Raw genomic sequence first — 16,155 nt, forward strand, 5'->3', positions numbered from 1 at the left:
AATTAAAAAAAAATCCCGATTCAATTTGAGTCGGGATTTTTTTATTCACTTAATTTAACTAACTTTTATTTTTTCACGATTAAGAATTCCGAACGTCTGTTTTGAGCGTGTTCTTCGTTTGTACATTTTTTACAATCTACTTTAGGTTCACTTTCACCAAATCCTTGTCCTGTAATTCTTTCTTTTGAAATTCCTTTTGAAACTACATATTGAACTGTTGTTTTAGCTCTTCTGTTTGATAAATTCATGTTGTATTTGTTTCCACCTCTATTATCAGTATGAGATTTAGCAAATATTACCATTTCTGGATACTCATTCATCACTTGAACTAATTTATCTAACTCAGAAGCTCCTTGTGCTGTAATATTACTTTTGTCAAATTCAAAGTATATTGGCGCTAATACAACTTCTGTTTCTGTAATAATTGGTTTAAGTGGTTCTAAGTTAATTACAACATTAGCTTTTCCACCTTCAGACTTTTCCATTGTTCCTACTCCATTCTCATACCCCAATCTTGAAGCTTGTACCGCATATTCCATATCACAATCAACTTTAAAAACACTTTCTCCATTTTCTGAAGTTTCTGCTTTACCAACTAATTCTAATTTTGCATCAATCATAGCTACAGTAGCTCCTTGAAGTAATTTACCAGTTTTTGCATCTTTTACTGTTACGGTAGCTTCTACTCCACAAATAGGATCAGCTATGTAAATATTATCTACTCCATCTCTATTACTTGAAAAGAATCCTACTTTATGTTTTGTGTTATAGCTAAACGCAAAATCATCTTTCTCAGAGTTTACTGGTAAGCCAATATTCATAGCCTTTGAATTATCGTTTAAGTTAACTTTAAACACATCCATTGCTCCTAAACCTTCTCTACCATCTGATGAAAAATACAATACGTTATCATCTGTAATGAATGGAAAACTATCATTTCCTTCTGTATTTACTCGTGAACCTAAATTTTCAGGTGCGCCGTAAGAATCTCCGTTTACACTTACTTTCCAAATATCTTCTCCACCTAAACTTCCTGGCATATTTGAAGAAAAATACAATGTTTTACCATCTTTACTAATGCTTGGGTTTCTTACCGAGTATGTTTTATCATTAAAAGGTAATGCCTTTTTGTTTGACCAAGAGTCACCTTCTTTAGTTGCTTTGTACAGATAAATTTTACCAAACTTTAATTGCTTCTCTTTATCTTTTTCAAATCCTTTACTTTCATTAAAACTCTCACTTGCAAAATACATAGTAGAACCGTCTGAAGTAATTGTAGCCGGACCATCGTGCCATTTTGTGTTTAAGTTATCTACTGTTGTAGCTTCACTTATGGTTTTATTTGAATTATAGGTTGCTTTATATAAATCTAAATAAGGCTCGTCATTTAAACTGTACTCTTTTCTTGAAGTGTTTCGAGCACTTGAAAAGTAAAGCGTATTATCATTGGTTAAAAAAGCTCCAAAGTCTGATTTATCACTACTGATATCAGATTTTGTTGCGCCAAATAATTTAAACTGAGAAGTAATGTCTGAAACATAGTTTGGATTCCCTGTAAAAGTTTTAGCTCTACTGTCGTTTGGCTTCATAGAAGAAAAAATCTTCATTTGATTATTAGCCTCAGTATAATTCCCTTCTGCTTTTAACATTTGAGCATACTGGAAATACGTTTCAGCATCTTGTTTTTCTTCCACTAACTTCGCAAACCATTTTGTTGCTTCTTTAGTATTAAAAACATTATAATAACTATCTGCTAATTGCTTATACACATAATTATCTGCTTTATCCTTTGCTACTAATTTTAAATATTCATCTGCTGCTTCAGTATATTCATATCTGTCGAATAACTTATCAGCTGTCTTTGTGTCTTTGTTTTGTGCACTTAGTATTCCACTAGCGATTACAAAACTTAAGGTGATATATAATTTCTTCATGTTTTTGTCGCTTTATAATTAGAAATATCTTGGTGAACTTGATACTTTTTTAGAGAATTTCAAATCAAATAGTAATATAATCTCATGTGAAGATGGTGTTACTACTTTCAAATCTGAAACAATATGATCATATGCATAACCAATCTTAATATCAGGAGTTATTGCATAATTTACCATTGCACCAAAACTGTCATCTAATCGATAAGTTGCACCTATTTCAAATTTCTCATTAAACAAGAAGTTCGTAGATAAATCTAAAGATACAGGAGCTCCAAATGCAGATTTCATCATAAAAAATGGCTTGAATTTAACCGATTCGTTAACATCAAAAACATATCCTCCTGTTAAAAAATAATGTGAATATTCTGAACCAAACTCTCTTCCATTGAAATCTAAATGTTTAGACTTTATCATATTAGGAACAGAAAACCCTAAATAGTATTTGTTGGTATAATAGAACAAACCAGAACCCATATTTAAATAGGCGTTACTTGTATTCTCAGAGAACGCTGGATCATTTGCATCTGGCAATGTATTATATATTTCACTAAACAAGCCTACTTTATGTAAAGTAACACCTGCTTTTAATCCAAATGCTAATTTATGCTCTTCTCCTAAATTTAATGTATATGAAAAATCTCCATAAATATTATTTTCCTCAACCGGACCAATTTTATCTGATATCACCGATAAACCTAATCCAACATTCTTACCTGCACGAGTATGTCCAAAAAAGGTAGCCGTAGTAGGAGCGTCTTCTATCTCAACCCACTGCTTTCTATATAATAGACCCATAGAAAGGTTCTCCTTACTACCCGCATAAGCAGGATTCATAACACTCATATTATACATATACTGTGTGTAATGAGGATCTTGTTGTGAAAAGCCTTCTGTAATAAAGCCTAACAATAATATCGAAACTAAATATAATTTGTTCATCCTAATTTTAATTTTCTCTGTTTAAATAAACCCAACCCGTTTTAACTACACCGTTTGGTAATGATAATACATAATAATAAGTAGCATCAGGTAATTCGTTACCATTATTAGTTCTACCATTCCATTCATTTGTATAGTTAGATTTACTGTAAACCTCTTTACCATATCTGTTAAATATTTGTGCTTTATTTACATTCAAGCCAGTTAAATCCCAGTTATCGTTTAATCCATCTCCATTTGGAGAAACTCCTTTTGGAATGATACAAGTAACATTATCAATCAAAATATATTCAGTTGTTGTACAATTATCAACAGTAACATTTACTTGATAAGTATCAATAGAAGAAACAAATACAGTTGCAGTTGAGCCAATAGGATTACTGTTGCTATCAAACCATTCATATGAAGCCGTACCAATAGTTACAGAGGCAGTTATCTGATAATTAGCACCATTACAACCTGAAGTTAAAGTAACTAAAGGAGATGCCGGTATAGAATTAATATTCATTAATGATGATGGTGAAGAAGTACAACCTGTAGAAGAATCACTTACTAATACAGTATAACTTGAATTTTCAGCTAGTCCAGAAAATGTTGTACTTGCTTGATAAGTTACACCATTATCAATACTGTAAACAAGGTTACTTCCTGTAGGAGCTGTAACTACTACTGTTCCTGTTGGAATTAAGCATGTTGGCTGTACTGTTACACTTGCTGTCGGAACCGCTGGGGTAACCAACATTGCCATATTACTAAACGATGCTGAAGAAACAGAAGAACAACTTCCATTACCAGCCGTAACAGTATAACTTGTTCCAACTACCATTCCTGAAATTGCTCCGCCAACTGCAACTGTTGGACCACTAGGAGTAAATATATAAGTAATTCCGCCAACGTAATTTGAAATAGAACTACTTCCAGCTGCAACACATGTAGGTGCTGTAGTCGTTATTGTTGGAACCGCAGGAGCTCCTCCAGCGGCGTTAACCACTAGAACCGTAGCTGTAGAAACACATCCTGTAGAGGTATCTCTTACTGTAACGTTATATGTGCCAGGAGCAACCCCAGTAAAAGTTGTGCTTGATTGATAATTAACATCATTAATACTATATTGAAGCGTACCACCTAATGGAGCCGTAACAACAATTGTTCCTGTTGGAGTACCACACGTTGGTTGTACAGTTACACTCGCAGTTGGTGCTGCAGGAGGTGTTGCACAAACAACACTTGCAGAAACTTGAATATTATAAGTACATGCTGTACCAGCAAACCCATCAATATTAATTAAGTAACATTGATTAGGGTTCGCAACAAATGTATAATTATAGTTCGTAGTAGAGCCTGGATTTTGACAAACAAGTGAAGTAGCTGTTCCTCCTGAAATTTGCGCACAGGTAGTTCCAGGGCCATATATTGAAAGTTGCAAACCTTGAGTACTATTACATACTTGACTATTTACATTTAAAAATGCAGATTGTCCAGGTGTCCAATTAGATGGTGCACACCACTGGTACCAAACATTATTTTCAACACTTCCTGTAGCTGGGTTTTGACAAACACTAGGCCCGTCTGCAGTACTATCAGCATTTGTAGAAGTATACGTAGTGTTATTGATTAAAATTTGAGCATTTGCACAAGCATCATTTAGAGGTACATGAGGAACTGTACTGGTAATACATGTTGCTGCTGCATTTGCAGTAGGATATCCGCTAAAAGCTGCTGCAGATTGTGAAACCATTATAAAGTAGGTTTGACCTGCTGTTAAACCAGTAACATTGACAGTCCCATTTAATACAACAGAGGCACTACAAGCTATTTGCGTTAAGGTAGTACATGGACCAGAATATACAACATAATCTCTTTGTTCAGCAGTTGCTGCACCTGGACCAGAATAATTAGTTAAATTAGTAATTGTAAATGAAGTTGTAGTTGCAGTAACTGAAATCCATCTTACAGATTGTGTAGTCTCGTTATCTGTTGTACAAACTGGATTCAAAGTACTTGTTCCAGTCATTGGCACATTGTTTCCTGCAGCATCTTCGCTTTGATAATGACCTGCATATTGAGCCCCCGAATTGTTGCTACAGGTTGTATAAGGATATAGTTGTAAGGCATTGCATGGTGAAGAACCAGCTTGTGAAAAAAGATTATAACTTACAAAAAACAGAAATACTAGTAATAATTTTTTCATGTTATTGTTTTTTGGTTTCAAATGACTTAACAACTACGAAATCTTCAATATTTTTATGCAGACCAAGTCGTAAATCCTTTTTAGATAAAATTTTGATTCGTCTTTCTGTATCTAGATTTAGATAAGTTGTTTTGTTTTCCTCTCTTAGAGAATCAATTTTAAGAAGTAGTTCTGTAGTAATCGACACAGGTTCTGCATCAATTTTTAAGATTTCTAACTGAAATGTCCCTTTAATAATATCTGTTTGATTTATTTTTTCTTGTGAAAAAACAAATGACGATATCATTATGAATAATAATAAGGTAATTTTTTTCATTTGGTTAAAGTTGAGTAATTTCGAGTAAAAGTAAAAAAAAACAACAACCAACCGTTAAAATGTTAAAATACTCGATTATTAACATTTTTTAACGATTAAATGTAACAAATGTTAAAAAAAACAAAAAAACCATCAAGTGTTTGATGGTTTTTGAAATGAATTTATAATTTTAATTGAGCTTTTTAATTCCCATATTATATAACGTGAATACTTGCATGTCTACAAACTCTTGTATCGTTGCTGCTACAGATTTTCCTGCTCCGTGACCAGCATTTACATCAATACGAATTAACGTGGGGTTAGATCCCGTTTGTTTGGCTTGTAATTCAGCTGCAAATTTAAAACTATGTGCAGGAACTACTCTGTCATCATGATCTCCAGTTGTTACCAAAGTCGCAGGGTATTTTGTGCCTGCTTTTACATTATGTACTGGAGAATAGCCTTTTATGTAATCAAACATTTCTTTGCTTTGTTCGCTTGTTCCATAGTCGTAAGCCCAACCTGCCCCTGCTGTAAATGTATGATAACGCAACATATCTAAAACACCAACACCTGGTAATGCTACTTTCATTAAATCAGGTCTTTGAGTCATTGTTGCGCCAACTAATAATCCGCCGTTAGAACGACCAGAAATTGCCAAATAATCAGATGAAGTATATTTTTCGGCAATTAAATATTCTGCAGCAGCAATAAAATCGTCAAATACATTTTGTTTTTGCATTTGTGTACCAGCATCGTGCCATTTTTTACCATATTCACCACCACCACGTAAATTAGCAACAGCATATACTCCGCCGTTTTCTAACCAAACTGCATTTGCAATACTAAAACTTGGCGTTAAACTAATGTTGAATCCGCCATAACCGTAAAGCATTGTTGGATTTTTACCGTTTAATTCAGTTCCTTTTTTATAGGTAATAATCATTGGAATTTTTGTTCCATCTTTTGAAGAATAGAAAACTTGTTTCGATTCGTAATCATCACTTTTGAAATCTACATTTGGTTTTTGGTATACCAAAGATTTTCCTGTTTTTGGGTCAAATGAGTAGATTGTTCCTGGTGTAATATAATTGGTAAACGAATAATATAAAGTAGTTTCTTCCTTTTTACCACCAAAACCTCCAGCTGAACCAATACCTGGCAACTTAATATCTCTAATCAACTTTCCGTTATAATCGTATTGTTTTACTTGCGAAACAGCGTTAATCATATATTCAGCAAAAATAGCACCACCACCAGTTGAAGGCGATAATACATTTTCTGTTTCAGCAATAAAGTCTACCCAATTAGCTTGTTTTGGATTAGCTAAATCAAATGTTACAACACGTTTGTTGGGCGCTTTATAATTAGTTGATACATAAAATTTAGTTCCTACATTGTCTAAAACATTATTATCATAATCAAAATTATTAACGATGTTAACAATAGGTCCGTTTTTAGCTAAATCTTTATAATACAATTCATTTCCAGAAGTTGAAGTTGCTCCAGATACGATTAAATAATTCTCGTCTTCGGTAACATAACCGCCAACATATCTTCTTTTTTCGTTTAACCCAAAAATAATTTTATCTTCTTTTTGAGGAGTATTCAATTTATGAAAATATAATTTATGTTGATCTGTTTTAGCAGAAAGCTCACTTCCTTTTGGCTTATCATAACTTGAATAATAGAAGCCTTCATTTTTGTACCAAGAAACACCGCTAAATTTAATGTCGACAATTGTATCTCCAATAACTTCTTTAGTAGCCGCTTTCATCACAATTACTTTTCTCCAATCGCTTCCACCTTCTGAAATGGAATAAGCAACAAGTGAACCGTCTTTAGAAAAGTTCAATCCGCCAAGCGAAGTTGTTCCGTCTTTTGAAAAAGTATTTGGATCTAAAAATATTTCTTCTTTTTCTTGAGCATCTTTTCTATATACTACAGATTGATTTTGTAAACCATCATTTTTATAGAAATAAGTATAATCACCTTCTTTAAATGGAGCAGAAATTTTTTCATAATTCCATAGCTTCTCCATTCTTTCTTTAAGTTGTTTACGAAAAGGTATTTTCTCTAAGTAGCCAAAAGTGACCTCGTTTTGAGCTTTTACCCAGGCTTTAGTTTCATCGCTATGATCGTCTTCAAGCCAATAATAAGGGTCGCTAAGTTTTTCTCCAAAGTATGTAAAAGTAGTATCGACTTTTTTTGTCTCAGGATATTTTACTGTCATGTCAATTTCTTTGATTTCTTCTTTTTTACAGGCAACAAAAGCAACAGCTGTAAATAATAAGATTAATGATTTTTTCATATTAGTTCTTTTGGTTGTTAGGCAAATATAAATAATTGAAATTTAAGGGTTTGTTAATTAAAAATCAAAATTTAAACCTAAAACAATATTTCGACCAATATTTGGAATACTATCATTTTTCAATCGTGATAAATGAGCGATATAAGTTTTATTGAGAAGATTATTTGCATTTAAATAAACGTCTACTTTTTGTTTTCCAAAGTTTATTTCACCACCAAAACCTAAATTTACTAAAGTATAATCTTTAGATTTTGTTTCGAATGAACTTGTATTATTTTGATTAAAAATATGATTTATTTGAGCTGAAATATAATTTTTTTGGAACCAATTTGTTAAGTTAAAGTTTGTCTTCAAATTGTTTTTCCATTGATTTGCTGGAATTAACGGAAGATAATCTCCATTTTCTTGTTTAGCAGTTACGTTTTCAAAGCTACTTGTAAAATGCAACCAATCTAACGGGTGCGGATGAAAGTGGATTCCAGCTTCTCCACCAAATAAATACGCATTGTTTTGAACGTAATTGTACACATCATTTCCGTCTATAGTTGCAGAAGTTGGTTCAATATAAATGTAGTTATTTACAAGATTGTAAAATCCGTTTACAAAAACCTCAAAGTGTTCACTCTTGTATTCCAAATTTAAATCGGCTTGAAAATTTTGTTCGTTTTCTAAGTTAGAATTCCCTATTTCATAACGATTACTTCCTTCATGAACGCCATTTGAAGTTAATTCTGATAAATTAGGTGCTCTAAATCCCGATGCTAAATTGACCCGCGTAATAATTTTTTCCGTTAGGTTTGTTTTGTATCCCAATGCGAAATTAAAACTTTCAAATTGTTTGTCTAGAGCTTCAAAATAACCTTCATCTCCCAAAATTCCATATTCTGAAGTTGAAATGGATCTTTTATCGAAACGAATTCCGATTTGAACAACATTTTTGTTCCATTCGTAATTAGAAGTTATAAAAGTTCCAAAATCGTTTGTTGTTGCATCTGGAATTAAGCGTTCTTCACCAAAGTTTAAATTGGTTTGATGCATTCCTTGAACTCCAAGAATCGTTTCAATATTTTTCCATTTTGGAAAATAGTATTTGACGTTATAGTTCGCTGTTTTTAATTTCATGTGCAAAGCTGTTTCATCAATATCCTCTAATTCTTTTCTGTTGTTGAAAATATAACCTAAATCAGCTTCTAATTTCGAATTTTTAAAATACATTTTTTGGTTTACACTTAAAATATGATTGTCGATATCCTGTTTAGGAAACAGTGGTTTTCTAAAGCCTGAATTTTCAATATCTTCTTCGGGTAAGCCTAAATTTAAGTTGTTGTAATTGTATCGAAAATCGGTTGAAAAATACGAATTGGAATAACCAATTCCATATTTTAAATCTTTTTCAATTGAACGCGTATTAACTATTGCTGTTCCATCTGGAATTTTATAATCGGCTTGTGAATTGTAATTTCCTCTTATTAAAAATTTCCAATTGCTTGGTGTTGCTTTATAACCAAATGAAGTATTGGTTCCTTGTGTATTACTTGAAAATTGTTGTAAAAAATTCGCTTCAGACTTTCCATATTGAGCATATTTTTCAGGATTGAAATAAACCACTCCACCTATTGCATCAGAGCCGTATAATAAAGAAGCTGGGCCTTTAATAATTTCTACACTTTCAATTCCAGAAGCACTTAACCCAAGTCCGTGTTCTTCTCCAAATTGTTGGTTTTCTAATCGAATTCCTTGTGCATAAACTAAAACTCTTGACCCACTTAAGCCTCTAATTACTGGTTTCCCAATAGAAGTTCCAGTTGAAATTTGACTTACACCTGGCGTTTCAGACAATCCATCCATTAAAGTTACATTTCCGTTTTTACGCATTTCTTTTACAGATTGATGCTCCACTTTCATAACGTTTTGTGATTGTATTTTGTTAAAAGCAGTCGAAACAATTACTTCATCTAAATGTTGCTCTTTTTCCTTAAGAATAAAGCTTATTTCAGGACTTGAATTGCTGTTTATTTTTTCTGTTTTTTGTTCGTAGCCTAGTAAATGTACAACTACTGTTATTTCACCTTTTGGAACATTTTCAAATGCATATATTCCATACTCATTGGTTTCCGTAAAAGCATTGTTTTCAGTGATATGAATTACAGCGTATTGTAAAGGAATACCGTCTTCAGTTGTTATTTTTCCAGTAAGTTTATTTTGAGAGAAACCCAATGTCGATATTAAAAATATCCAAATAGATACTTGTATTTTCATTATAGTTTAGTTTAATGTATAAATAATTAGCTGCAACTTTGTATGAAGTTGAAGCTCATTTTTTGCAAAAGCAAAGGAGAAATTAAACTAAACCGGGCGGCCCTCTTTGTGAAAATAAACTACCACAAAATGAATTGAAATTCTCTTTTTTTGCAAACAAATAAGGGATTTCAAAATGCGGAGGAAAGAATGAAAAAGTAAAAACCACTGGAGAAAGAAAACTGGCGAATTTAAAATCACAAGTCGGACAATTTTCTTTCTCGGTAAGGTTTTTTGTAAAAGTTTTTTCTGATGAAGAAATGCTTTCTACATCGTGTTTATGATGTAAAAATACGTGCATTGATTGATAGCTCACGGCAAATAATACCGAAAGCATTAAAACAAAATTCAATAATGCAGTTTTTTTCTTCATGTATGTTTTATACCAGTTTATTGGCAACTAAATATTCTGCAATTTGTATGGTATTTGTAGCGGCGCCTTTTCTAAGATTATCGGCAACAATCCACATGTTTATAGAGTTAGGCTGACTTTCATCTCTTCTTAACCTTCCCACAAAAACATCATCTTTTCCTTCTGCATAAATTGGCATTGGGTAGGTTTTTGTGTCTAAATTATCTTGCAAAGTAATTCCAGGAGTGTTGTGTAAAATTTGACGAACATCATTCAACTCATAATCGTTTTCAAATTGGACATTTACGGCTTCACTATGACCACCAACTACGGGTATACGAATAGCAGTTGCTGTTACGGCAATAGTTTTGTCGTTTAATATTTTTTGAGTTTCACGAACTAACTTCATTTCTTCTTTTGTGTATCCGTTTTCTTCAAAAACATCACACTGAGGAATTGCATTTCTGTGAATAGGATAAGGATAAGCCATTTCTCCCTTTACACCATTATATTCATTTTCTAGTTGTTGTACGGCTTTCACGCCAGTGCCAGTAATAGATTGATACGTTGAAACTACAACTCTTTTTATTTTGTATTTAGTATGCAAAGGCGCCAATGTCATTACCATTTGAATAGTAGAACAGTTTGGGTTTGCTATAATTTTATCTTCTTTTGTTAATTCAGAGGCGTTGATTTCTGGAACAACTAATTTTTTTGTAGGATCCATTCTCCATGCAGAAGAATTATCAATAACAGTTGTACCAACTTCTGCAAATTTTGGAGCCCATTCTAATGAAGTTTCTCCTCCAGCTGAAAATAAAGCAATATCTGGACGCATCTCTACAGCTGTTTGTAAGCCAACTACTTTATATGATTTACCATTCCACCCTAATTCTTTACCAACTGATTTTTCAGATGCAACTGGAATTAATTCTGTTACTGGAAAATTTCTTTCTGCTAATACTTTTAGCATAATTTCACCAACCATTCCGGTTGCGCCTACTACTGCTACTTTCATTTTTTATTAATTTGGTTTACAAAAATATAGAATATTATTTGGATAAAATGTTCTTCGTGTTTTTTTCACAAAACTTTATCAAAAAGAAAAATCCCGCTTATTAAACGGGATTTAGTTAGAATATATAATGTAGCGAATGTGACTATTTTTTTAATAAATCTCTAATTTCAGCTAATAATTCTTCTTGAGAAGGTCCTGCAGGTGCAGCAGCAACTGCTTCTTCTTTTTTCTTTGCTTTTTCAGCTGCTCTTAAAATAACAAATATAAATAACGCAATAATAATAAAATTGATAGTAGCTTGTACTAAATTACCATAAGTAATTACTGCTGCTCCTGCTGCTTTTGCTGCATCAAGGTTTACATAAGTTTCGCCATTTAAAGCAATAAATTTTGTTGTAAAATCTACGCCACCAGTAATTAAACCTACAATTGGCATAATTACATCATCTACTGCAGAACTTACAATTTTTCCAAAAGCTCCACCAATAACTACGGCAGTTGCTAAACTTAAAACATCGCCTTTCATTAACGAGGCTTTAAAATCTGAAAAGAATCCCATATATTTTCTTATTTAGTTAATTATTAACGAATTTAACAAAAATTTTAACAATTGATTAATTTTTGTAAAAAATTCTTTTTACTCTTTGAGAAATACCTGTAAGAATTTCGTAAGAAATTGTATTTGTTTTTTCTGCAATTTCATTTACAGTTAATTGCTCTCCAAAAATGACAACTTCATCACCAGGATTACAATTTATTGAAGAAACATCAACCATTAGCATATCCATACAGATGTTTCCAAGAATAGCTGCTTTTTGATTGTTGATTAAAATGTATCCTACACCATTTCCCCAAGCTCTTCTAATTCCATCAGCGTAGCCAATAGGAATAGTTGCTACTTTAATTTCGTTTTCAACGATATATTTTCTGCTGTAACCAATGCTTTCCCCTTTTTCAACAGTTCTAATTTGTGATATAATACTTTTTAAAGTACTTACGTTTTGAAGGTTTTTATTCTCGTTTTCAGAATTACCTGCTCCGTAAAGCCCAACTCCTAATCGAACCATTTCCATTTGATAGTTTGGGTAATTAAAAATACCAGAAGTATTTAATATATGCCTAATAGGTTTTGTGTGTAAAGAGCTTATAAGTTCTTTGTAAAAGCTTTGAAGCCTATTAAATTGCAGTTCTGTAAACTCCTTAAATGCAATGTCATCTGAAGCTGCTAAATGCGAAAAAACACTTTTTACAGTAATAAAATTATTGTTTTTCAAAAGCGATTTAAGTTCTGGTAAATCGTGCGGTTCAAAACCTAAACGATGCATTCCAGTATCCACTTTTAGGTGAATAGGATAAGAAATTATGTTTTGTTGTTTTGCAACTTTTAAAAATGCTTCTAAACCGGTTAACGAATATATTTCGGGTTCTAAATCATAAGCAATCATAGCGTGGAAACTACTGTTTTCTGGATTCAAAACCATTATTGGAATTTTGATTCCTGCTTTCCTTAATGATATGCCTTCATCAGCAAAAGCAACACCTAAATAATCAACATTATTATGTTCTAAAAGCTTTGCAATTTCATAACCTCCATTGCCATAACCAAAAGCCTTAACCATAACCATTATTTTGGTTTTTGGAGCTAGCTTTGATTTGTAAAAATTTAGATTATTACTTAAAGCATCAAGGTTAATTTCTAAAACAGTTTCGTGATTTTTCTCTTCAAGAACCACCACAATTTCATCAAAATAAAAATTTCGCGCACCTTTAATTAAGATCGTTTCATTTTCAAATGAGTTGATATTAAATTGTTTTAAAAAATCAGTTGTTGTAGGAAATGAAATTACATTTGGAAGTTCGTTTAAATAACCACTTATCGTTTCTCCTATTGCAATTACTCGGTCTATTTTATTGTCTTGAATAGTGCTAGCCACTTTTTGATAAAGTTCGTTTAGGGGTAATCCACCTTGAAAAACATCAGAAAGTATAATTGTTTTTTTACTGTGTAATTTTTGTTGCTCTAAAAAATCTAGAGCAATTTGTAAAGATTGATAATCTGATGAATATGAATCATCTATTAGCAAACAATTATTAATTCCTTTTTTTGCTTGTAAACGAAGCTCAATAGGATACAATTGTTGAACTCTTTCTTGAATGTGTTTTATTTCGTACTTTAAGTACAACATTGTAATAATACATGATGTTGCATTTTTTATAGAAGCAATATCGTTAAAAGGGATTGAAGTCTTAAAATCAACATTGTTTCCGCTAATGCTTATTTCGGTAAGTTTATTGTTTATACTATTCGTAGATAAAAAATAATCAGCTTTATTGTTGTCAAAACTCCAAGTTAATTTCGGGGATTTAATAAATTGTTCTATTTGATTATTTTTTTCTAAAACAACTACCTCACAACCTTTAAAAAGGGCTGTTTTTTCTTCTATTTTTTCAGAAATATTTACAAAACTTTCATCATGAGCATTTCCTAAATGTGTAAAAACTCCAATATTTGGTTGGATGATTTCTTGCAGTTTTTCCATTTCTCCTTTTTGAGAAATCCCTGCTTCAAATATTCCTAAATTATGGTTTTCATTGATTCCAAAAATTGACAAAGGAACTCCAACTTGTGAATTATAACTTTTAGGACTTCTCACAACATTAAAATCTGGACTTAAAAGAAAATTTAGCCATTCTTTTACAATCGTTTTCCCATTACTTCCTGTAATTCCAATCGTTGGGAACGTGAATAAATTACGATAATAAATAGCCGTTTTTTGAAGTGCTTTTAAAGTGTTTTTTACCACAATAAAATGCGCTTTGTTTTTTAAATGTGTTGGAATGTGTTCTACAACAAAAAAAGCAACACCTTTTTCAATAAGTTGCTCAATATATTGGTGTCCGTCATGATTATTGCCTTTTAAAGCAAAAAATAAAGTTCCATTGTTGTTTTGTAATGAACGACTATCAATAGAAATGTTCTCAACATTAAAATCAGGAAATACTTCTTGATTCTTAATGTCTAAAGTGGATGTAATATGTTTTAAAGTATAATTCAAAAGAAATTATTTTTCTGAGTTTTCCCTAAGCGCTTTGTAATAGGCTGCTCTGCTTAATGGTTCGTATTCTTCCGTTTCACCAAGCATAACTAATTTGTCGTTTTCCGACTTTCTAAAACTATAATGAGCTAAATTTCCTGTACGCGTACAAACTGCGTGAACTTTGGTCACATACTCAGCAGTTGCCATTAATGCAGGCATTGGACCAAAAGGGTTTCCTTTAAAGTCCATGTCTAAACCAGCAACAATTACTCGTATTCCGCTATTTGCTAAATCGTTACAAACAGCCACAATTTCATCGTCAAAAAATTGAGCTTCATCAATACCTACAACATCGCAACCTTGAGCAAGTATTCTTATATTTTCTGCTGCAGGAACTGGCGTAGAACGGATTTCGTTTTTATTATGAGAAACAACCATTTCATCATCATAACGAGTATCTACTGATGGTTTAAAAATCTCCACTTTTTGTTTTGCAAATTGTGCTCTTTTTAAACGACGAATAAGTTCTTCTGTTTTTCCAGAAAACATTGAGCCACATATAACTTCTATCCAGCCAAATTGTTCGTGTTGATTTACTGTATTTTCAAGAAACATTTTGTATATTTCGGTCAATTAATATTATAATGAACTACTTTTGTAGTCGAAACAAACTTACGTAAATTTACACTAAAGACAAACAATATAAATTTTTAAGTAAGTTCTTTATTTTCAAGTTTTAAAATAATATTTTTACAAGAAATTTATAATTAATCAACTACTATTCAATTTCTATTCCTTTAAGTTATGAAGAAAAAGTTAGAAGCCGAACTAATCAGCATTGCACACAGAGTTTTGAAGTTAAAAAACCGCTCTGAAACGGTTAGACTACATGAAGAAACAAAAAAATTGTATGATCAATTAACGGTTTTACGTTTTTACGAAGAAAACATTGCTGTTGTTGAAAACGAAATTTCTCTTGAGGATTTAGAACATAAATTAGAAAACCCAAAAGGTTCTAATATTGTTGAAAAACCTGTAGATAAAGAAGAATTTGAAACGGTTTTACATGCTTTAGATTTGCATTTGGATTCAGAACCAGAATTTGATGCTTTAGAAAATAAAGACATTGTGGGGGAATTAGTTGAAGAATTTGAAGATGAATATATTGAAGAAAAAAATGTAGCTGAAGCCGAAGAAGAGGAAGAAATTATTGAAGAAATGGCTTTAATTCATGAAGATGATCTTAAGCAACCTCAATCTGTTTTATTTGAAGATGTTTTTGGAAGTGATTTTGAAGAACTTGAGTTTGTAAAAGTAAACGACGTTCCTGTAGAGGTTGAACAAGTTGCTGAACTTACTTTTGAAGCTGTTGAAGAATCAACGCCTGAAACAAGTGAAGATTTATTTGTTGCAGAAGAAGAAAAATCTAATGAAGACCTTTTTATAGCTAAAGAATCAGAGGTTGTTGCAGAAGTTAAAGAAGAAATTATAATTAAAAAAACTCCGGAAGTAGTTTTTGAAAAACCAAAGTCGCTTAACGACCGGTTAACTAAAGGAATTAATATAGGATTAAACGATAGAATTGCTTTTGAGAAAAAATTATTTGGCGGAAGTTCAGATGACTTTAACCGTGTATTATCGCAATTAAACACATTCGATTCATTTGATGAAGCTCAAGGTTTTATTAATGATTTCGTAAAGCCAGATTATAATAACTGGGATGGAAAAGAAGAGTTTGAAAACCGTTTCTTAGGAATAGTAGAGAAAAAGTTCAACTAA

The 16,155-nt window shown here is 31.9% G+C and carries 12 protein-coding genes; 1 reads left to right on the top strand and 11 read right to left on the bottom strand.

The window, feature by feature from the left end; translation table 11 throughout:
• Positions 1-65: 65 nt before the first annotated feature.
• The 11 genes from UXY25_RS03750 to UXY25_RS03800 form a co-directional block, all read right to left on the bottom strand.
• Complete coding sequence (locus tag UXY25_RS03750) at positions 66-1,934, bottom strand: OmpA family protein (protein ID WP_320814663.1); 1,869 nt, start codon at positions 1,932-1,934, stop codon at positions 66-68.
• 18 nt (positions 1,935-1,952) lie between these two features.
• Positions 1,953-2,873 carry a type IX secretion system membrane protein PorP/SprF gene (locus UXY25_RS03755; protein WP_320814664.1) on the bottom strand — a complete coding sequence of 307 codons (921 nt, stop codon included), beginning with the start codon at positions 2,871-2,873 and terminating at the stop codon, positions 1,953-1,955.
• A 7-nt stretch (positions 2,874-2,880) separates the two neighbouring features.
• Entirely contained in the window at positions 2,881-5,064 is a 2,184-nt protein-coding gene (locus UXY25_RS03760; RefSeq protein WP_320814665.1) for a gliding motility-associated C-terminal domain-containing protein, read from the bottom strand.
• 1 nt (position 5,065) lies between these two features.
• Positions 5,066-5,380: a hypothetical protein gene (locus UXY25_RS03765; RefSeq protein WP_320814666.1), complete on the bottom strand. Its 315-nt coding sequence runs from the start codon at positions 5,378-5,380 to the stop codon at positions 5,066-5,068.
• 169 nt (positions 5,381-5,549) lie between these two features.
• On the bottom strand, positions 5,550-7,592 hold the full coding sequence (locus UXY25_RS03770) for a prolyl oligopeptidase family serine peptidase (RefSeq protein WP_414601365.1): 2,043 nt from the start codon (positions 7,590-7,592) through the stop codon (positions 5,550-5,552).
• Positions 7,593-7,727: 135 nt separating this feature from the next.
• Complete coding sequence (locus tag UXY25_RS03775) at positions 7,728-9,929, bottom strand: TonB-dependent receptor (protein WP_320814668.1); 2,202 nt, start codon at positions 9,927-9,929, stop codon at positions 7,728-7,730.
• Positions 9,930-10,011: 82 nt separating this feature from the next.
• On the bottom strand, positions 10,012-10,341 hold the full coding sequence (locus UXY25_RS03780) for a hypothetical protein (protein ID WP_320814669.1): 330 nt from the start codon (positions 10,339-10,341) through the stop codon (positions 10,012-10,014).
• A gap of 7 nt (positions 10,342-10,348) precedes the next feature.
• The gene (locus tag UXY25_RS03785; RefSeq protein ID WP_320814670.1) at positions 10,349-11,338 is read right to left on the bottom strand and encodes an aspartate-semialdehyde dehydrogenase; all 990 of its coding nucleotides are present in this window, start codon (positions 11,336-11,338) and stop codon (positions 10,349-10,351) included.
• A gap of 142 nt (positions 11,339-11,480) precedes the next feature.
• Complete coding sequence (gene mscL, locus UXY25_RS03790) at positions 11,481-11,897, bottom strand: large conductance mechanosensitive channel protein MscL (protein ID WP_320814671.1); 417 nt, start codon at positions 11,895-11,897, stop codon at positions 11,481-11,483.
• A gap of 55 nt (positions 11,898-11,952) precedes the next feature.
• Positions 11,953-14,394, bottom strand: coding sequence for a bifunctional UDP-N-acetylmuramoyl-tripeptide:D-alanyl-D-alanine ligase/alanine racemase (locus tag UXY25_RS03795; RefSeq protein ID WP_320814672.1), 2,442 nt, complete (start codon positions 14,392-14,394; stop codon positions 11,953-11,955).
• A gap of 6 nt (positions 14,395-14,400) precedes the next feature.
• Positions 14,401-14,991, bottom strand: coding sequence for a thymidine kinase (locus UXY25_RS03800; RefSeq protein ID WP_320814682.1), 591 nt, complete (start codon positions 14,989-14,991; stop codon positions 14,401-14,403).
• A gap of 189 nt (positions 14,992-15,180) precedes the next feature.
• Between UXY25_RS03800 and UXY25_RS03805 the strand changes: the two genes are divergently transcribed.
• Positions 15,181-16,155, top strand: a complete 975-nt coding sequence (locus tag UXY25_RS03805; RefSeq protein ID WP_320814673.1) for a hypothetical protein — start codon at positions 15,181-15,183, stop codon at positions 16,153-16,155.

This window comes from Flavobacterium sp., assembly GCF_034111225.1.
Taxonomy (GTDB): Bacteria; Bacteroidota; Bacteroidia; order Flavobacteriales; family Flavobacteriaceae; genus Flavobacterium.